The sequence below is a fragment of the Pseudomonas viridiflava genome (assembly GCF_900184295.1).
GTDB classification, from domain to species: Bacteria; Pseudomonadota; Gammaproteobacteria; order Pseudomonadales; family Pseudomonadaceae; genus Aquipseudomonas; species Aquipseudomonas viridiflava.
The window spans coordinates 1,746,306-1,764,604 of record NZ_LT855380.1 but is presented as its reverse complement, the minus strand read 5'-3'; the positions used below and the strand labels follow the sequence as shown (position 1 = coordinate 1,764,604).

The window sequence follows — 18,299 nt, the reverse complement described above, 5'->3', positions numbered from 1 at the left end:
ATTCAATAAATGACAAAGCGTTGATCATTCCCGCCAAACTGATGAAGACCCCGCCGCCGCTGGCACTGGAGCACGTATAAATGCCTGCCAAGTCGATACAGTTCGTTGCCTACCCTCACGTCAGTCTTCTGGATCTCGCCGGGCCACTGGACGTGTTCGTCGCTGCAAACCATCTCGCCAAAAGTGCCGACCTGCCTTACGCGCTCTCTGTTCTCGTCCTCGACTCCCCGACCGACATCTTCTGCAACTTCTCGTTAAGCGCCGAACACCTGTGCGCCGACACCGCACCAGCGCACACGCTGATCGTTCCCGGCGGGCCAGGCATCCATGACTTCTGCAAGGACGCCAGATTCTTCAGCCACTTCGTCACGCATGCCGATAAGGCCCAGCGCCTGGTGTCAGTCTGTACGGGCGTGTTTGCTCTGGCGACTGCGGGCAAACTGGACGCACGGGAAGCCACCACTCACTGGTCCGCGTACGACGAACTGGAACATCGCTTCCCTGCCATCAAGGTCAGGCGCGGGCCGATCTTCATCAACGATGGAGATATCTGGACCTCTGCCGGGGTGACGTCAGGCATCGACCTGGCACTGGCCATCGTCGAGCAGGACCTCGGGCACTCCGCAGCCCTTGAAGTGGCCCGGCATCTGATCATGTTTCTCAAGCGTCCCGGCGATCAGGACCAGTTCAGTTCCTCGCTGGCCCTGCAATCGAAGAGCAGCCAGTTTTCCGACCTTCATGCCTGGATGAATGTGCATCTGTGTGATGATTTATCCGTCACCGCGCTCGCCGACTTCATGAACATGAGCGAGCGGACCTTCATCCGCAAATACCGTGAAAGCACCGGCCGCACGCCGAGCAGGATGGTCGAGTCGATTCGCCTGGAAGCGGCGCGTCATCTGCTGGATACGTCGAGCAAACCACTCAAGGAAATCGCACAACGCTGCGGCATGGGCAGCGAGGCAACGCTGATCCGCCGGTTCATCAAAGCCTTCGGCATCACGCCCAGTGAACACCGCGCGCGCTTCAAGGCGCAGCTGTAATCGAGCTGAATCATACGTTTACCCTCGGGCTGTCATGAGTACAATGCGCGCCCCTGAACCTGAAATATGCTGACTCATGAAATTTCTGTTTTACGTATTGACGCTGTCGTTCCTCGCTATCAACCCCGCTTTCGCAGAGCCGCCTTCGACCTTCTCCGAGGCCAAGGTAGTTGCCAAACAAAAGATCTATCTCGATCAGGCCAGCAGTGCTCAGGGCGACCTTTATTGCGGCTGCAAATGGACCTGGGTCGGAAAGTCAGGTGGCCGCATCGATGCCGGCTCCTGTGGCCTGCAGGCCCGCAAACAGGAGAACCGCGCAGAGCGTACCGAGTGGGAGCACATCGTACCGGCCTGGACCTTCGGCCATCAGCGTCAGTGCTGGCAGAAAGGCGGGCGCGAATTTTGCGAAAACGATGACCCGGTGTTCAAGGCCATGGAAGCCGACCTGTTCAACCTTTACCCGGCAGTGGGCGAAGTGAACGGCGACCGCAACAATTACAACTACGGCATGGCCTCAGGCGTGGCGCCGCAGTATGGACAGTGCAAGACCAAGGTCGATTTCCAGCAGAACGTTGCCGAACCGCGTGACGAAGTGAAAGGCATGGTTGCCCGCACCACTTTTTACATGTTCGATCGGTACAACCTGAACATGTCGCGTCAGCAGCAACAGTTGTTGATGGCCTGGGACAAGCAATACCCGGTGACGGCGTGGGAAAAGGAACGTGATCGTCGCATCGCAACGGTCATGGGCCATGCCAATCCGTTCGTCAGCCGTGCCCGTACCTGGACGCAAGGCTACAAGCCGGTCGGCGACGGCGTAGTCAGCGCCATCCCGCAGAAAACCGCCCAGGCCACAACGCAGCCTGACGCGAAGAAACCTGCACCTCGCGCATCCTCGGCAGGCGTGATTATCGGCAACCTCAACAGCCACATCTATCACCTGCCGCAGGGCTGCCCGAGCTACGATAAAGTCTCGTCGAAAAATCGGATATCCTTCGACTCTGAATCCAAAGCCAGGGCGGCGGGCTATCGCAAAGCAGGCAACTGCACCTGAGTGCACACGATGCTAGCGCCTGTGCCGTTCCCTATCAGCCGTCGGTGAGAATCCCATGATCGAAGTCACAGAAGTCTCCATTGCCGAGCTGCGCGCGGCGCTTGAATCCGGCAAGACCACTGCCGTCGAGCTGGTTCAGGCGTACCTTGCACGCATCGACGCCTATGACGGACCGAACACTGCCACGGCACTGAACGCTCTGGTGGTGCCTAACCCTGAGGCGCTTGCCGAGGCGCAAGCGTCTGACGCCCGTCGGGCGAAAGGCGAAACGCTGAGCCCCCTCGACGGTATCCCCTACACCGCCAAGGACAGTTATCTGGTCAAGGGCCTGACGGCTGCATCGGGCAGCCCGGCGTTTGTCGATCTGGTCGCCCAGAAAGATGCCTTCACCATCGGCCGTCTGCGTGCTGCCGGCGCCATCTGTCTGGGCAAAACCAACATGCCGCCGATGGCCAATGGCGGCATGCAGCGCGGCGTGTATGGACGCGCCGAAAGCCCCTACAACGCGAACTACCTGACCGCGCCCTTCGCTTCCGGCTCGTCCAACGGCGCAGGCACGGCCACCGCCGCCAGCTTCGCGGCGTTCGGCATGGCCGAGGAAACCTGGTCGAGCGGACGCGGCCCGGCCTCCAACAACGGCCTGTGCGCCTACACCCCTTCACGCGGGGTGATATCGGTGCGCGGCAACTGGCCGCTGACGCCGACCATGGACGTGGTCGTGCCCTACGCCAGAACCATGGCCGACCTGCTGGAAGTGCTGGATGTCATCGTCGCCGAAGACCCGGAAACACGCGGCGATCTGTGGCGCCTGCAGCCCTGGGTGCCGATTCCGTCCGTCGCCTCGGTACGCCCTGCCGCCTACACGCAGTTGAGTGCTGGCGCAGAAAGCCTGGCTGGCAAGCGCTTCGGTGTGCCGCGCATGTACATCAATGCCGACCCTGATGCAGGCACCGCTGAAAAACCCGGTATCGGTGGTCCGACCGGCCAGCGCATCATCACCCGGCCTTCTGTGATCGACCTCTGGGAAGACGCACGCCAGGCCTTGGTTGCAGCAGGCGCCGAAGTGATCGACGTCGACTTCCCGCTGGTTTCCAACTGCGAAGGTGATCGTCCCGGCGCGCCAACGGTGTTCACCCGCGGGCTGGTCTCGAAAGAGTTTCTGCACCACGAGTTGTGGGATCTTTCCGGCTGGGCATTCGATGACTTCCTGCGCGCCAACGGTGACCCGGCGTTGAATCGCCTCGTCGATGTCGACGGGTCGAAAATCTTCCCGCACGATCCGGGCACCCTGCCCAATCGTGAAGACGATCTGGCGGCAGGCATGGATGAATACGTGCGCATGGCCGAGCGCGGCATCACGCCCTGGAACGAAATCCCGACGCTGCCGGACGGCCTGCGCGGGCTGGAACAGACCCGCCGCGTCGACCTTGAAGACTGGATGGAAAAACTCGGGCTCGATGCCGTGGTGTTCCCAACGGTGGCCGACGTTGGACCTGCCGATGCGGACATCAACATCCAATCCGCCGACATCGCCTGGAGCAACGGCGTCTGGGTCGCCAACGGCAACCTCGCCATCCGTCATCTGGGCGTACCGACCGTTACCGTGCCGATGGGTCTGATGGCCGATATCGGCATGCCTGTCGGGCTGACCTTCGCCGGTCGTGCGTATGACGACTCCAACCTGCTGCGTTTTGCCTCGGCCTTTGAATCGATGGGCAGCAAGCGCGTGATCCCGCCCCGCACGCCACCGCTGGGTAACTGACGCAGTCGTAAGGGAGTGTTCGCCCGCCGCAGGTGCGGGCGAGCAAAAGTGTCTGACTGAACACTGTCGCGCAGTAAACACCGAACTGTGGGAGGCGGCTTGCCGGCGATCTACCGGAAACCGGCAGCAATACCTGCCTACGCGGTGTGTCAGATGCAACCTGGGGCCGCTGCGCAGCCCATCGCTGCCGTCGTAGCCTCCGAGAGCTCCCACGCCCTTCGGGCAGAAGCAGGCGTGCGTGCATTTCAGTAAATGACAGAGTTTTGAGAAGAGGCAGCTTGCCCTCCTCCACAATCCGGTGCTTGCAAGTGCAACCCCTGCTCCTGCAGCAGGTCTGCTACTGACTGACTTTACACAGCTTCACTTTTACTCTTGAGCGCGGCACCTTGTCCCGGAAGCTCAACGTACAGCGCAACGACAGGATCGCTTTAACTGATTCCCATGGAGACTGCTGATGCTTCAGGCATTTGAAAAACGGCTTGACCCTTTCCCGCCCGACGAAACACCACCACCGCCTGAAGGCTTGGTGAAATTTCTATGGGCCTGCACACGGGGTGCCCGCGGTTACATCCTCGCTCTGGCATTACTGGGCGCCAGTGTGTCGATTTACGAAGCCTGGCTGTTTTCCTTCCTGGGGCAGGTCGTGGATCTGCTCTCGACGTGGAAGGCGGGCGGTGAGGTCAGCGGGCAGGAAAGCCAAGTGCTGTGGGGCATCGGTATCATTCTGGTGGTCAGCATCGGGCTGGTGGCGTTGAGAACCATGGTCCAGCATCAGGTATTGGCGATCAACCTGCCGCTGCGGCTGCGCTGGGATTTCCACCGGCTGATGCTGCGGCAAAGCCTTTCGTTCTTTTCCGACGAGTTCTCCGGCCGTGTCACGACCAAGGTGATGCAGACAGCGCTCTCCGTTCGCGAAGTGCTGTTCACCCTTATCGAGATCGCGCCCGGCATCGGCGTGTATTTCATTGCGATCATCGCGCTGGCGGGCGGCTTCGACCTGAAACTGATGCTGCCTTTCCTCGCGTGGATTGCGCTGTTCGGGCTGGCTATGATGTATTTCGTGCCCCGCCTAGGAAAGGTTGGCCAGGAACAGGCCAATGCACGTTCATCGATGACCGGACGTGTCTCGGACGCCTACACCAACATTACGACGGTCAAGCTGTTCTCTCACTCCAAACGTGAAGCGCACTTCGCACGCGCCGCGATGGAAGATTTCAAGCAGACCGGCTTTCGCCAGATGCGTCTGGTCAGCCAGTTCGAGATCGTCAATCAGGCCCTGGTCGTCGCATTGATCATGGCCGCTGGCGGCTATGCCCTGTATCTGTGGCACCAAGGTGAAGTCGGCACTGGCGCAGTGGCGGCCATTACTGCGATGGCGCTGCGCGTCAACGGCATGTCGCACTGGATCATGTGGCAAATGACCTCGCTGTTCGAAAACATCGGCACGGTGCAGGACGGCATGGAAACACTGACCCGCGGTCCAAAGGTTCAGGATGCGCCTGACGCAGGCGTGCTGGTCACCTCTGGCGGCGCGGTGACGTTCGACAACGTGAGCTTCAACTACAACGGCGAGCGTCAGGTGCTCGATGGCCTGAATCTGAGCATTCGTCCGGGCGAGAAAATCGGTCTGGTAGGCCGTTCCGGTGCGGGCAAATCCACCCTCATCAACCTGCTGCTGCGCTTCTACGACGTGGACAGTGGCGAGATCCGCATCGACGGGCAGAACATCGCGCACGTCACCCAGGACAGCCTGCGCAGCGCGATCGGTATGGTCACGCAGGACACGTCGCTGCTGCACCGCTCGATTCGCGACAACATCGCTTATGGCCGACCGGATGCGACCGACGAGGATATCCGCAGGGCGGCGATCAACGCTCAGGCTGACGGTTTCATCAATCAGTTGACCGACAAGCAAGGCCACAGCGGCTATGACACGCTGGTGGGTGAGCGCGGCATCAAGCTGTCGGGCGGCCAGCGCCAGCGCATCGCGATTGCCCGGGTGATGCTCAAGAATGCTCCGATTCTGCTGCTTGACGAAGCGACCAGCGCACTGGATTCGGAAGTCGAAGTGGCGATTCAGGAAAGCCTTGATGAGATGATGCAAGGCAAGACCGTCATCGCCATCGCCCATCGGCTGTCCACCATTGCAGCCATGGACCGACTCATCGTGATGGACAACGGACGCATCATCGAGCAGGGCACCCACAGCGAACTGCTCGAAAGGAATGGCACCTACGCGCGGTTGTGGCAGCACCAGAGCGGTGGTTTTCTGGGAGAAGATCAGGGTGTGGCAGAGGTGATGGACTAGGTTGAAAGCCAATCGCCCGCCGCAACGGCGGGCGAATGCTGTCCGATGGGCCTCAGCCCAGTTTCACGTTCATCGTGATGCGTGCGGTAAACACCTTCACGCCGCCCTCGTCGAATATATCGACCGGCACCACCTTGTCACCCGACGACGTCCAGTCGATCTCGCTGCCATCTGCAACCGCATGAATCGACGTCTTGGCCTTGGCCAGATACTCGACGGTCATGCCTTTCGGAATCCAGCGAGCGCCTGCCGGTATCGAGACCTCGGTCATCATTCCACCCGCCAACTCGGCCGCGTTGCACAGCGCAATGGCATGAACCGATGCCAGATGGTTGGTGATCTCCTTGCGAAACGGCACATTGACCTCTGCACGGCCCGGCGCCAGAACCGAGATTTCAGGCGTGATGGTGCTGAAATACGGGGCCATCTGACAGGCCATATTGCTGAACGCTGACGCGCCAACGCTTTGGTACATGCTGAGAGTCTGACTCATGGGATGCCTCTGGTTTTTATCGTAATGGGGCTTACAGAATATTATTCTGTTACGGAACACTATTCTGTATTCTGACTTCCTGTCAATCGCTCGTGTCAGACCGCCACATCCATTACCATCCCCTCTTTTGCCTGGACCGAAGAATGGAACCTGCCGACCTCCTTGATCGCTGCTACCCCGGCCGTCGCTCCGAGTCCAAGAAACACATCCTTCGCTGCGCCCTCGCCCTGTTCAACGAGCACGGCGTGGAAGCCACCACCATCGACACCATTCGCGCCGAAAGCGAAATGAGCGTCGGCGCCATTTATCACCATTTCGAAAACAAGGAAGGCCTCGTCGCCGCCCTTTACATGGCCGCCCTCGAAGACCAGGCCAGACTTCGCGACCACTACCTGAGCGACATCAGCACCACCAGGGAATGGGTTTACGCCATGGTCAACAGCTACGTGGACTGGGTCGTCAGCCAACCGGACTGGGCGCGCTTTCAGTACCAGGCACGCTTTGCCGTGGCCAAAAGCGGGTTCAGTGAGCAGCTTGAAGAAGCGAACCGCGCGAGGAATGCGAAGTTGAGAGAGTGGTTTGCCGAACCGGGGCGTCGGGAGGCATTGCTGGATCTGCCGTTTGAGCTGATGCCGTCACTGGTGATTGGGGCGGCGGAGAGTTACTGCAGGGCCTGGCTTTCCGGGCGGGTGAAGCGCGGGCCGGAGTTTTACAAGGGGGAGCTGGCGGAGGCGGCCTGGCGGGGGGTGGGGCGGAATGGTTGCGATTAACTTTAGGACTCGCTTTAATATTAGAAACACTATATCCGCAACAGCTTGAGTACATCAACAACATCATCCGCTGTTAACAGGGGTACATGTATCCGGCTCACCATCACTAATGAAAGAGACGACGTCATGAAAAATATCGCGAACGTTTTTCGATCACGGGTTGAGTTTTTTCTATTCCGTCATTAGGCTTGATCTGTAAAGAATGAAAGCTGTCACTCTCAACAAAAAAATGGGTAACGCAACCACACTGCAGCCTCCCATTCACATTATTCAAGACTCTGACATGACAGAAAAACCCAAACGTTTGAATCCTCTTCCGGAAATATTAAGAGCCTTGCAGTTCCGATCAGGTAATCAGTGCGCATTTCCCGGCTGCGACGAGTCCATGCTTTCCGCCGAAGGCGTTTACATAGGGCAACTCTGTCATATTGAAGCAGCTGAGCCTGGAGGAGAAAGATTCAACATACATCAGAACAACGAAGACCGTAGGGCATACGATAATCTTTTATATATGTGCTACCCACACCACAATCTCACCAACGATACAGCAACGTATAAAGTCAGTGACCTGCGGAACATCAAGGAAAACCACGAGAAGAAATTTTCTGGCAGACCTCTTATAATGTCGGCCGAGCCTCAGCAGGGCTTCAAACCGGGTACGCCTATACTCTTGTTGAAGAACCTCGATACCGGGACGCAAAAATGGACGAGAGACTACAGCATTGAGATAAGGCAAGCCCATCCAGCTTTAGCCACCTTTACATTTGAATGCACCTACGGCGGCAGTGTCCGCTCACGCCTGCTCAACTATCAGGGCATTTTCACATCCATAAAGCCAAGCCATTTCCAAAAAGGCGACACAGTCACAATAACCGCAGAACTGTCTCCATACGACAGAACGTTTCTCAATGACAACATTAATGAACCGCTATCAGTTGAATGCATCACTCAAGAAGGAACAAACGTAATCATTGAGCTACTTTTCAAGCACTACACGTGCGAGCAAAGAATACAGTAGAGTCTCGACTCGTTCAAAACTGACAATTTCGTTTTCAGCGCAGCATAACATTGAAAGGTAGCGTACTGCTTTGAGCGAGAGTGATTTAATTCCAGTAACATTATCGGGTGGCCGCGCTATATTTGCATGGAAGCTGCCGCGCATCGAACTCCTAATCAGGTAAACCTACTGTATCAATCCCGCCCTTCTTCCCAAGGAGCACAAGGCGACCACGCCTCCACCAGCCGGTCGATAAACAACCGTATCTTGGGCGAAAGGTGCCGCTTGCTGGGGTAAATGATCCGGATAGGCTCTGCGGCCTCAGCGTAATCTGCGAGCACTCGAACCAGCTTGCCGCTGCGCAGGTCATGACTCACGACATAAGACGGAAGCGTCGTGATGCCCAAACCAGCCAACGCAGACTGATGCAGCGCTTCAGCGCTGTCCATCTGTAGCCGTCCGCCTTGCGTGAAACCGACCGTCCGGCCGTTCACCCGGAAATGCCACGGCAGCAATCTTCCCCCGCTGACGAAATGCAGGCATTCGTGCGCAGACAGCTCCTCGGGCGTCTGGGGTTGTGGATGGTCGGCGAGGTAGTGCGGTGAAACGCAGGTGATCATCTGCTGGTACGCAACGGTGCGCGTCAGCAGCCGGGAATCCTCTTTGGGCGGGCCGATCCGCATCGCCAGATCAAACCCCTCGTCAATCAGATCTACCAATCGATCAGAAAACGTCGCGTCCACGCTTAGCGAAGGCCAGTCCTTCAGACAGCGTTCAATGTGAGGGAGAACGTGGAGCCTGCCCAAGGCGACCGGCAGACTCATGCGCAATCGGCCGCTGGGGGTCGAACGACGAAATGCCAGTGCGTCCTCGACATCGTCCAGATCCTGAAGGATGCCAACACAGCGTTCGTAGAGGACCTGACCGTCGTCCGTCAGGCTCAGGCTGCGGGTTGTCCGGTTGAGCAGACGCACCTGCAATCGAGCTTCCAGCCTCACAATCGATTTGCCGACTGCCGAACGCGTGAGCCCCAGTTGCCTGGCCGCAGCGGTGAAGCTACCCGCGTTCACCGAACTCACAAAAGCGGCGATGTCGTTCAGGTTGTGAATTTCCATACGTGTCCAATGCTCCAGGCTCGGGCTCTGCTGCACCCTTTATGATGATCGTTCCCACGCTCTGCGTGGGAATGCCTCCCAGGACGCTCCGCGTCCGCTCTCGAATGAGGCGCAGAGCGTCGTAGGCTTAACGCCCAAGCATCGCTATGCAAGCCATGCGCTCGGCTCACTGAGTTCGCAATCTGTGCCATTTGTGACGCGGAGCGTCACGGGCGGCATACCCACGCAGAGCGTGGGCAGGATCAGTGTCGAGACAGACTTGTGCCTAACGACGAGCGCTCAGGCTCGGGCTCTGCTGCACTCTTTATGGGGAACCCTATTCCCGAATCATAAGAATAATATCTCAATTAGCTAATTCACTACCCATTGAGATCGTTATGAACACGAAAGTCGAATCCGCCGTACACACTTGGGCCAACAGCCTGAGCGATCTGGTCCCCGTCCTGAAGGGACTGGATACCACCACGAAAATGAGCGACATCCGCGACGCCTACGCAAAAATGCTCGCGCAGAATCCAGCGCCTGCCGGCGTCAGGTTCGAGGCGGTCGACATGGGCGGCGTGCCAGGCACACTGGTCACCCCGGACGAGATCAAAACCGACGCAGTCGTGATGTACATCCACGGCGGCGCTTATATTGTGGGGCGTCCGGACGGCTACCACGGCATCGGCGGCAACTACGCGAAAATGCTCGGCGCCCGCGTGTACATGCCGGACTACCGCCTTGCACCGGAACACAAATTTCCGGCATCCATCGACGACACGCTGCGCGCCTACGAGTGGCTGCTTGAGCAGAAAATACCGGCCAACCGAATCGCCTTTTCAGGCGAGTCGGCAGGCGGAGCGATGGTGGTCAGCGTGATGGTGGCGGCCAAGTCCAAAGGGCTGCCGTTACCGGCAGTGGGTTCTTCCATCTCGCCTTGGGCTAACCTAGAACACACTGGCGCCTCCATGAGCAATCGGGAAGGTCTGGACCCGCTGAATTCCAAGTCGGTGCTGGACATACTGGCCAGAACGTTTTTAGGCGACACGCTCGCCAACCACCCTCTGGCCTCGCCGGTTTTCGCCGACGTCACCGGACTTCCACCCATCCTGGTGCAGATCGGCGAGAACGAGCTGATGCTGAGCGACGCAATGCGCCTTGCCACTCACCTGGCTGACAACCGCGTTCGTATGAACCTGGAAGTGTGGCCTGCGATGTTCCACGCCTGGCATTTCTACGCGGCCATGCTGCCGGAAGGTCAGCAGGCGATGGAAAGTTCTGTGCGCTTTATCGAGACAGGTTTGGCTGACGCCAGTCGCTGAGTCGTTTCAACCTGCGGCGGCTTATTGGTTACCGCAGCGCTGACACTGTCCGCTCGGCTATTCACTCAACCCGGCCTTTGATGATTTTTCCGGCTTGATGAAGTTCATCACCTCATTGATAACGGAAGGATGGTCGAGCAAGCGATTGTGCCCCAGCCCTTCAGTCGAGAAGAGACGCGCGCCCGGCCATAGCTTTGCAAACCGGGCGCCCTTCTCCCATGGCGTCTCGCGGTCCTGCCGGTCGTGGATGATCAGCGCAGGGCCTTTCATCAAGGGCAAACGCAATGCGCCTTCATACTCAGCGAACCGGCGGCCTGTCACCGAGTACAGGTACGCTTCAAATGAAGGGAACGCTTTGGGCGAGATCCCTGCGGTCTCGAACTGCCGACTGGCATTCTCTGAAATCGCCACGAATGGCGCGATGAGTACGAAGCGCTCCGGAGACCACTCCTCATCCTGAGCAAAAATCACCGAAGAGGCGCCCATGGAATGTCCGATAAAGACTGCCGGTTTTCCGAAGTGGCGTCCCACCTGCCGAATCATCTCGACGAACAGCGGCAAATGGTTGATCTTCCCGCTGCTTGCTCCATGAGCAGGTTGATCGAAGCTGACCACGGCATAGCCCATCGAACGCAGCATCGGAATCCATTCGACGAAACGCAACGCGTAACTTGACCAGCCGTGCGCGAGCAGCACATAAGGCTCACGCAAAGGATCACCCCATTGGTAGGTCGTTATATCGGTGCCGCCCAACGTCAGAGTCTCGGTATGTACGCCTGATGATGCACTTACCGCTGATGCGGCCTTCGAGCGCTCACCAGGCTGCGGCGTAATGAATCGCCGGGCGAGGTATCTTCCAGTAGGGCCTGGCAAAACCCGACTGGCTATCCTCAGGAGAAACAGCTGGGTCAACATACGGATTTTTCTGTTGAGCTTTTTCACGGCAACTCCTCGTGCAGATCGGGTGATCTGACGGCATTAAAACAGCGCATCTTGTCAGTGACAAGATAGGTGGAGGAGAATGCCGGGTAACTTTTATTTTAATAATTGGCGGAAATGCTCTATGCCGAAATCAGAAACGACCCGCTCCTACCATCACGGAAATCTGGCTGCCGTCATACGTCAGGCGGCGTGGGACATCGTCGGAGAATCCGGAGTGCGGGGGCTTTCGCTGCGTGAGTGCGCACGACGAGCCAATGTTTCCCACTCGGCACCCGCCCACCATTTTGGCTCGATGGATAACCTGCTTTCCGAAGTGGCGGCCGACGGCTATGAACGCCTGATAGACATCATCAGCGCCGTTCAGACCGAGGTAAAAGACCCCATGATGGGCGCCGGACTCGGGTACGTGAAGTTTGCGACCACCTATCCGCACCACTTCCGTCTGATGTTGGGCGGCGATGGTGTCACCCGCTCGCTGCCCCGACTTCTGAAAGCCGGAGAAGCTGCTCTTCAACAGCTTCGACAGTCGATTCGTACGGCATGGATTGCGCAAAACGGTGCGGAGCCTGACCCGGCGCTGCTTGAACAACGCACCCTGCTCGCCTGGAGCACGGCTCATGGCTACGCCTCGTTGGCGATAGACAGAAAGCCGGACGAGATGTCCAGCATCCCGCCTGAAGTCGTATTCAAACCGATGACCTCGATTTTGCTTGCACCGTGATTCATGGATGCCTAAAAACGAACGGCTATGGATTGCAACACAGCGCCAGCGCGCGACTTGGCGCTTACGGGTCCTAACGGAACCGAGTTGCCTGAATCTGTTCTGAAGCTGAGAACGCCACCTAAGCCGCTATGGGACACTTATCGATGTACGAGAACACAAAGTGGCCTCTGACGCTCTACTTTGACGGTGAATGCCCGCTCTGCGCCCGAGAAATCAAACTCCTGCGCGCACACGCTGCCCCCGATCGCCTCCACTTCGTCGATATCAGTGATGAAGCCTTTGATCCCGTTGCTGTGGGATACACGCTCGAACAAATGGAATCGGCACTCCACGCGAAGTTTGACGACGGGACGTGGGTCACAGGTCTGGACGCAACACTCTGGAGCTGGCGAGCAGCGGGCCTCGGCGCTTGGGCTGCACCGTTGTCATGGCCTGCATTCAGACCGCTGCTTAATGTCGCCTATCGCCTCTTCTGCCGCTGGCGCCCGCAGTTGGCATGGCTGCCTCATCCTGATGGCAGCGCTCGATGCCGGACCAACAACTGTGCCCTTCCCGAAACAGACAGTGTTTCGCACGATCAGCAACCGCCTGATAAAAACTAACGTATCGGTTCTGAATTAGTCCTTCGCCCGCTTCAATTGTCTCCCTCAGGTTGACAGAAAAACCTTTTTCAAGCGCTTTTTCAACGTTCAGATGGACATTAATCTAGCCATACGTTGAAACGACAGCCACTCACCACTTCGAAAAAGGATTCCGCCATGACCAACGCCACTTACAACCGCCTGAACAAAGACGACGCCATCGTTCTGCTGGTTGATCACCAGACAGGTTTGATTTCGCTGGTACAGGACTTCACGCCGAACGAGTTCAAGAACAACGTCCTGGCGCTGGCCGACGTGGCGAAGTTTTTCGAACTGCCGACCATCCTGACCACCAGCTTCGAACAAGGCCCGAACGGCCCATTGGTACCGGAACTCAAAGAGATGTTCCCGGACGCGCCCTACATCGCCCGCCCCGGCCAGATCAACGCCTGGGATAACGAAGACTTTGTCAAAGCGATCAAGGCCACCGGTCGTAAGCAACTGATCATTGCCGGTGTGGTGACGGATGTCTGCGTAGCGTTCCCGACCTTGTCGGCACTGGCTGAAGGCTTCGATGTGTTCGTGGTGACTGACTCGTCCGGCACCTTCAATACAGCTGTGCAGCAGGCCGCCTGGAACCGCATGACTCAGGCTGGTGCCCAGATGATGAACTGGTTCTCGGTGGCATGTGAGCTGCAGCGCGACTGGCGCAACGATATCGAAGGTTTGGGCAATCTGCTGTCGCAGCGGATTCCGAACTATCGGAATTTGATGAACAGTTACTCGGCGTTGACTGCTCGCTGAGCGGTCAGAAAATGATGTTCAAAGGCCCGTTTTGCGGGCCTTTTTTTGTGGAGCCGGATCTTCTGACTGGCCGCTTTTTTCTGGGATACTAAAGGCATTCTTACAAAGTTCGGATAAGGCCAGAAACTCTTATATCTTTTTCGAAACGTCATGCTGGAGTGGATTCATTCTGAGCCCAACCTATTGCAAATCTTGATAGGGGAGGATGTGCTCAGGACTGAGCACATCTCTGCTTGGCGGACGGTGAATTAGAGCGCTCCGGCTAGCTTGGTCTCCAACACACCCTCTTTACCCTCAGCCTCAGGCACGAGGTGAAGCTGGCTGCGAGCGTAGCCAAACCCCATCTTCACCTCTTGCCACACGTAGACGTTTTTCCCTGCCTGGGTGTTGATCTTGAGCATCGTCAGGTTCTCAGCGTCGGAGCCGATAGTGTGGCTGCCTGCTGGCACCTCTGTGACAAGGTAGGTGTTGGCTGCGGTAGCTCCAATCACACGCCCGTCGATCGTCACAGTCATTTTGATAGCCGCGCCCATGGTCTCGTTCCGGTAAATATAGACGCGGGACATATTCGGTACGGTGCCGAAACGCTTCATTTCAATGTCGGCCGCTGGATCGCCCATGGGAACGGACGCGCAGCCGTGGAGTGCGCCAGCGAGAGCGATTGCGCCTAAAACCTTTTTCATCTGATTTCCTTATCTCTCGAGTCATTGGCTAATTGCCACAATACGAAGTTTTATACCTTCGTTGTTCGTTGTTCGCTGATTGCCATCCTTACCAATAAAGCGACGTAGCTGCGGCGATTTATGCCGAACTTGAGCGCGGTATCTGCAATGGATAGGGCTTACCACAGACCTGCGGGAATACTGGATGATTTGGTGCTGGAATACGAGAATCGCATCATCGGTTACCAATCAGTAAGCGTCCGGCGAACTCACCTTCCGAACTTCAGCATTAAGGGCGATGGTGTCCACCGACCACCCATAAGAGTAAGGAACTGCTGGAGAGCTTGATTTATATGGTGTCCCAGGCGGGGTTCGAACCTGCAACCTTCCCCTTAGGAGGGGGATGCTCTATCCAATTGAGCTACTGAGACACTGATGCCAGCACACCGATTGGTGCCAGCGAGGACGGCGAGCATCTTAACGATCTGAAGCGGTTTTGTCATGTCGTCATTGCCTGCCAGCGACGTAGTCCCTATCCGCAGGACACGCCCTACTCAGGGCAATCATGCATTTTGCACTACTCCAAAAAGCCATCATTGCAAAACGCAAGAGAAGGGTATTTTCTTTCGCATTCAAGCCATTGTTTTTAAAGGATTTTTTTCTTAATTTCAGTTGGCATGCAGACTGCATTATCAGTAGCAGCGAACCACCCCTCCCTTATGATGTCCGGGCACAGGTACTGAACAATGAACATGACTCTCTCAGCGTTGAATGCAGCAGCTCTGGTAGCCCTCATTGCTTTTCATTTTCAGGACACGGGCATCAAGAACGATCAGATGAGTGTGCAGCACACCCCGATTCATCATCAACTGAGCCAGGCGCCTCAGCTGGCTGTCATGACTGACAGAAGCGCCAGTGCAGCTATGCTGACCAATGACGCTCAGGAAAACCTGCAGGCTCCACGCGCCGACCAGCGCTGGGTTTTCTGAAACCGTCACACATAGCCCACCTTCACGAGAGAGTAGCCATGTCGAAATCCGCTTTGTCCTTCATGATCCTGGCACTTATGGCGGTTGCCGTTGATCTTCTGCTTCCCCTTCAGGCTCAGGCCTTGAGTACCGCGGCAAAAATAGGTGCTGGCGTGTTCGCGAGCCTTTTTGTTGTTGCACTGGTCGTCGGCCGTCGCTTCAAGTTCGATCCGGTCTTGCGCTAAGCGCTGGCCTGTCATCTGCAACCTGCTGATGGTTGTGCTGGTCGGTAAGGCTCACAGAGCTCTCTGACCGGATCATCGGCTCTGCCGGACGCCGCTTCCGGTATCGGGCACCTCCGCTCTCTCCTCTTGCTCTCTCTGTCTGCCAGACATCACGTCTGTCGGCATGCGCTCGTATTCCCGGCCTTTACCTTCTACGCTGAAGACAGATAGCCATCATGGCAAAAAGTAGTCAGGCGGGGATTCTGCTATCGGTTGAGCGGTTTTGATTGTTTTTACAAATCCGTCCGCAATTCTGATAATTGGTGCTGGCTAATCGCCTTTATCTGAGTCAATATTTGTCACAGAATTGACGCCAAGGATTCGACGGAATGGGGGATGATGCAGCCCCTTTCGATAATGCGGTGGAACATTTGGCCAAAATGACTGTCAGAAGCTCACAATCTTGCGGCCACTTGCTAGAACCGCTTCCCCTGAACTAACCGGTTAAATATATGAGCCCTATGAAACAGGCTACTTATTCCAGCCGCACGGCTGACAAGTTCGTTGTTCGCCTACCAGACGGCATGCGTAATCGCGTGCAAGAGGTAGCCAAGAATCATCACCGCAGCATGAACTCGGAAATCATTGCTCGCCTCGAACAAAGCCTGATTCAGGAAGGCGCCCTTGGTGATGAGCCAAGCATGCGTCTGGACAGTCCTGAGCTGTCTTTGCACGAACGTGAGCTGCTGCAACGCTTCCGCCAGCTTTCGCACCGGCAGCAGAATGCTCTGGTGTCGCTGATTGCCCACGACACGGAACTTGCTTCAGAAGAGTCGTGACAGTTAGCACAAAAAAGGCCAGCGTAAGCTGGCCTTTTTTTGTTTTGGGATACAACCTTAGTTGCTGTAGGAAACTTCACTACATCATGTAAGCCATACCCCAAAAAAGAAACCGCCATTCAGGCGGTTTTTTTATTGGGTGCTGTTTAAAGCAGGAAGATGGTCGCAAGCCCGAGAAAGATGAAGAACCCTCCACTGTCGGTCATCGCCGTAATCATGACGCTGGCACCCATGGCCGGATCCCGGCCCAGCTTTGCGAGCGCCATCGGAATGGAAACACCCATCAGCGCAGCCAGCAGCAGGTTGAGCGTCATCGCCGCCGTCATCACCACGCCAAGCGACCAACTGCCGTACAGCATGTAGGCCACCACACCGATCACCCCACCCCACAACAGACCGTTGATAAGGCCGACGGCGAGTTCCTTGCGCAACAGCCGCGAGGTGTTACCGACGTTGACCTGGTCCAGCGCCATGGCGCGAACGATCATGGTGATGGTCTGGTTACCGGAGTTACCACCAATACCAGCAACGATAGGCATCAAGGCGGCCAGGGCCACCAGCTTCTCGATGGAGCCCTCGAACAGCCCGATCACGCGGGATGCCAGAAAAGCGGTAATCAGGTTGACCGCCAGCCAGGCCCAGCGGTTACGCAGCGAACGCCACACGGAGGCGAAGATATCTTCCTCTTCGCGCAGACCCGCCATGTTGAGGACTTCGTTTTCGCTCTCCTCACGAATCAGGTCGACCATTTCATCGATGGTCAGACGGCCGATCAGCTTGCCGTTCTTGTCGACGACAGGCGTGGAGATCAGGTCATAACGCTCGAACGCCTGCGCGGCCTCGTAAGCGTCGTCTTCCGGATGAAAGCTGACCGGATCGTTGGCCATCACTTCACCGACCTGCTTTTCCGGGTCATTGACCAGCAGACGCTTGATCGGCAGAACACCCTTGAGCACGCCGTCGATGTCCACAACGAACAGCTTGTCGGTATGACCGGGCAGCTCCTTGAGCCTGCGCAGATAGCGCAGTACGACTTCCAGGCTGACATCCTCACGGATGGTCACCATTTCAAAGTCCATCAGTGCGCCAACTTGATCCTCGTCGTAGGACAACGCAGAGCGGACGCGTTCACGCTGCTGCGAATCCAGGGCTTCCATGAGCTCATGAACGACGTCACGCGGCAGCTCGGGGGCAAGGTCGGCGAGTTCGTCGGCGTCCATGTCCCGCGCGGCTGCGAGCAGCTCGTGATCGTCCATGTCGGCGATCAGGGTTTCACGAACGGAATCCGACACTTCCAGAAGGATGTCGCCGTCGCGCTCGGCCTTGACCAATTGCCAGACGGAGAGACGGTCTTCCAGAGGAAGTGCTTCGAGAATGTAGGCGACGTCGGCAGAGTGAAGGTCGTCGAGCTTGCGCTGCAGCTCGACAAGGTTCTGCCGGTGAACCAGGTTTTCTACCCGGTCCTGATGTTGACCTTCCTGACGGTGAGTCAGGTCTTCAACGATACGCTGGCGCTGCAGTAGCTCGATGACTTGAGCAAGACGATCCTGCAAGCTTTCCTGCGTTTTTTTGACTTCTCTTTCGGTCATAGGCGAACTCCACTCCCAGCAGCGGAGCACGCCGGGGAGATCAATCAGTTAATTCATGATTGGTGAAACAAACTATTGAGTAACTACTGGGTAAGTCCATGGAGGTATTCCACAAGCCCC

Annotated in this window: 18 protein-coding genes and 1 tRNA gene; 13 read left to right on the top strand and 6 right to left on the bottom strand. The window is 57.1% G+C overall.

Annotated elements, in window-relative coordinates:
• Nucleotides 1-80 precede the first annotated feature (80 nt).
• From CFBP1590_RS08395 to CFBP1590_RS08380, 4 genes are all read left to right on the top strand, one after another.
• Nucleotides 81-1,043, top strand: a complete 963-nt coding sequence (locus tag CFBP1590_RS08395) for a GlxA family transcriptional regulator (RefSeq protein WP_088234825.1) — start codon at nt 81-83, stop codon at nt 1,041-1,043.
• Between the two features lie 76 nt (nt 1,044-1,119).
• Nucleotides 1,120-2,097 (top strand): endonuclease, encoded by a 978-nt coding sequence (locus CFBP1590_RS08390; RefSeq protein WP_058430948.1) that lies wholly within the window; start codon nt 1,120-1,122, stop codon nt 2,095-2,097.
• Nucleotides 2,098-2,152: 55 nt separating this feature from the next.
• Complete coding sequence (locus tag CFBP1590_RS08385) at nt 2,153-3,859, top strand: amidase (protein WP_088234824.1); 1,707 nt, start codon at nt 2,153-2,155, stop codon at nt 3,857-3,859.
• 454 nt (nt 3,860-4,313) lie between these two features.
• A complete protein-coding gene (locus CFBP1590_RS08380) occupies nt 4,314-6,167 on the top strand; it encodes an ABC transporter ATP-binding protein (RefSeq protein WP_043306530.1) in 1,854 nt (617 codons plus the stop codon).
• A gap of 52 nt (nt 6,168-6,219) precedes the next feature.
• Here CFBP1590_RS08380 and CFBP1590_RS08375 read toward each other — a convergent pair whose 3' ends face one another.
• The gene (locus CFBP1590_RS08375; RefSeq protein WP_025993313.1) at nt 6,220-6,660 is read right to left on the bottom strand and encodes a hotdog fold domain-containing protein; all 441 of its coding nucleotides are present in this window, start codon (nt 6,658-6,660) and stop codon (nt 6,220-6,222) included.
• 143 nt (nt 6,661-6,803) lie between these two features.
• Here CFBP1590_RS08375 and CFBP1590_RS08370 point away from each other — a divergent pair, with 143 nt between their 5' ends.
• Together CFBP1590_RS08370 and CFBP1590_RS08365 are read left to right on the top strand one after the other, a co-directional pair.
• Complete coding sequence (locus CFBP1590_RS08370) at nt 6,804-7,430, top strand: TetR/AcrR family transcriptional regulator (protein WP_029244246.1); 627 nt, start codon at nt 6,804-6,806, stop codon at nt 7,428-7,430.
• 202 nt (nt 7,431-7,632) lie between these two features.
• On the top strand, nt 7,633-8,448 hold the full coding sequence (locus tag CFBP1590_RS08365; RefSeq protein ID WP_029244247.1) for a hypothetical protein: 816 nt from the start codon (nt 7,633-7,635) through the stop codon (nt 8,446-8,448).
• A gap of 173 nt (nt 8,449-8,621) precedes the next feature.
• On the opposite strand, the gene CFBP1590_RS08360 is transcribed toward CFBP1590_RS08365, so the two are convergent.
• Nucleotides 8,622-9,542 carry a LysR family transcriptional regulator gene (locus tag CFBP1590_RS08360; protein WP_088234823.1) on the bottom strand — a complete coding sequence of 307 codons (921 nt, stop codon included), beginning with the start codon at nt 9,540-9,542 and terminating at the stop codon, nt 8,622-8,624.
• 377 nt (nt 9,543-9,919) lie between these two features.
• Between CFBP1590_RS08360 and CFBP1590_RS08355 the strand changes: the two genes are divergently transcribed.
• A complete protein-coding gene (locus CFBP1590_RS08355) occupies nt 9,920-10,846 on the top strand; it encodes an alpha/beta hydrolase (protein ID WP_162864285.1) in 927 nt (308 codons plus the stop codon).
• A gap of 57 nt (nt 10,847-10,903) precedes the next feature.
• Here CFBP1590_RS08355 and CFBP1590_RS08350 read toward each other — a convergent pair whose 3' ends face one another.
• A complete protein-coding gene (locus CFBP1590_RS08350; protein WP_029244250.1) occupies nt 10,904-11,788 on the bottom strand; it encodes an alpha/beta hydrolase in 885 nt (294 codons plus the stop codon).
• Nucleotides 11,789-11,909: 121 nt separating this feature from the next.
• Between CFBP1590_RS08350 and CFBP1590_RS08345 the strand changes: the two genes are divergently transcribed.
• From CFBP1590_RS08345 to ycaC, 3 genes are all read left to right on the top strand, one after another.
• The gene (locus CFBP1590_RS08345; RefSeq protein WP_088234822.1) at nt 11,910-12,509 is read left to right on the top strand and encodes a TetR/AcrR family transcriptional regulator; all 600 of its coding nucleotides are present in this window, start codon (nt 11,910-11,912) and stop codon (nt 12,507-12,509) included.
• A gap of 146 nt (nt 12,510-12,655) precedes the next feature.
• Nucleotides 12,656-13,114: a thiol-disulfide oxidoreductase DCC family protein gene (locus tag CFBP1590_RS08340; protein WP_088234821.1), complete on the top strand. Its 459-nt coding sequence runs from the start codon at nt 12,656-12,658 to the stop codon at nt 13,112-13,114.
• 156 nt (nt 13,115-13,270) lie between these two features.
• Nucleotides 13,271-13,897: an isochorismate family cysteine hydrolase YcaC gene (ycaC, locus tag CFBP1590_RS08335; protein WP_088234820.1), complete on the top strand. Its 627-nt coding sequence runs from the start codon at nt 13,271-13,273 to the stop codon at nt 13,895-13,897.
• A gap of 248 nt (nt 13,898-14,145) precedes the next feature.
• Here the strand turns inward: ycaC and CFBP1590_RS08330 are convergent, their stop codons facing one another.
• Both CFBP1590_RS08330 and CFBP1590_RS08325 read right to left on the bottom strand, forming a co-directional pair.
• The gene (locus tag CFBP1590_RS08330; protein WP_058430939.1) at nt 14,146-14,580 is read right to left on the bottom strand and encodes a DUF2846 domain-containing protein; all 435 of its coding nucleotides are present in this window, start codon (nt 14,578-14,580) and stop codon (nt 14,146-14,148) included.
• Nucleotides 14,581-14,913: 333 nt separating this feature from the next.
• Nucleotides 14,914-14,990: transfer RNA gene (locus CFBP1590_RS08325), tRNA-Arg, on the bottom strand.
• Nucleotides 14,991-15,305: 315 nt separating this feature from the next.
• Here CFBP1590_RS08325 and CFBP1590_RS08320 point away from each other — a divergent pair.
• From CFBP1590_RS08320 to CFBP1590_RS08310, 3 genes are all read left to right on the top strand, one after another.
• A complete protein-coding gene (locus tag CFBP1590_RS08320; RefSeq protein WP_069144743.1) occupies nt 15,306-15,548 on the top strand; it encodes a hypothetical protein in 243 nt (80 codons plus the stop codon).
• Nucleotides 15,549-15,586: 38 nt separating this feature from the next.
• Nucleotides 15,587-15,772 carry a PA3371 family protein gene (locus CFBP1590_RS08315; protein ID WP_029242304.1) on the top strand — a complete coding sequence of 62 codons (186 nt, stop codon included), beginning with the start codon at nt 15,587-15,589 and terminating at the stop codon, nt 15,770-15,772.
• A gap of 491 nt (nt 15,773-16,263) precedes the next feature.
• A complete protein-coding gene (locus CFBP1590_RS08310; protein WP_004884331.1) occupies nt 16,264-16,590 on the top strand; it encodes an Arc family DNA-binding protein in 327 nt (108 codons plus the stop codon).
• Nucleotides 16,591-16,736: 146 nt separating this feature from the next.
• On the opposite strand, the gene mgtE is transcribed toward CFBP1590_RS08310, so the two are convergent.
• A complete protein-coding gene (gene mgtE, locus CFBP1590_RS08305; RefSeq protein ID WP_004884330.1) occupies nt 16,737-18,179 on the bottom strand; it encodes a magnesium transporter in 1,443 nt (480 codons plus the stop codon).
• Nucleotides 18,180-18,299 lie beyond the last annotated feature (120 nt).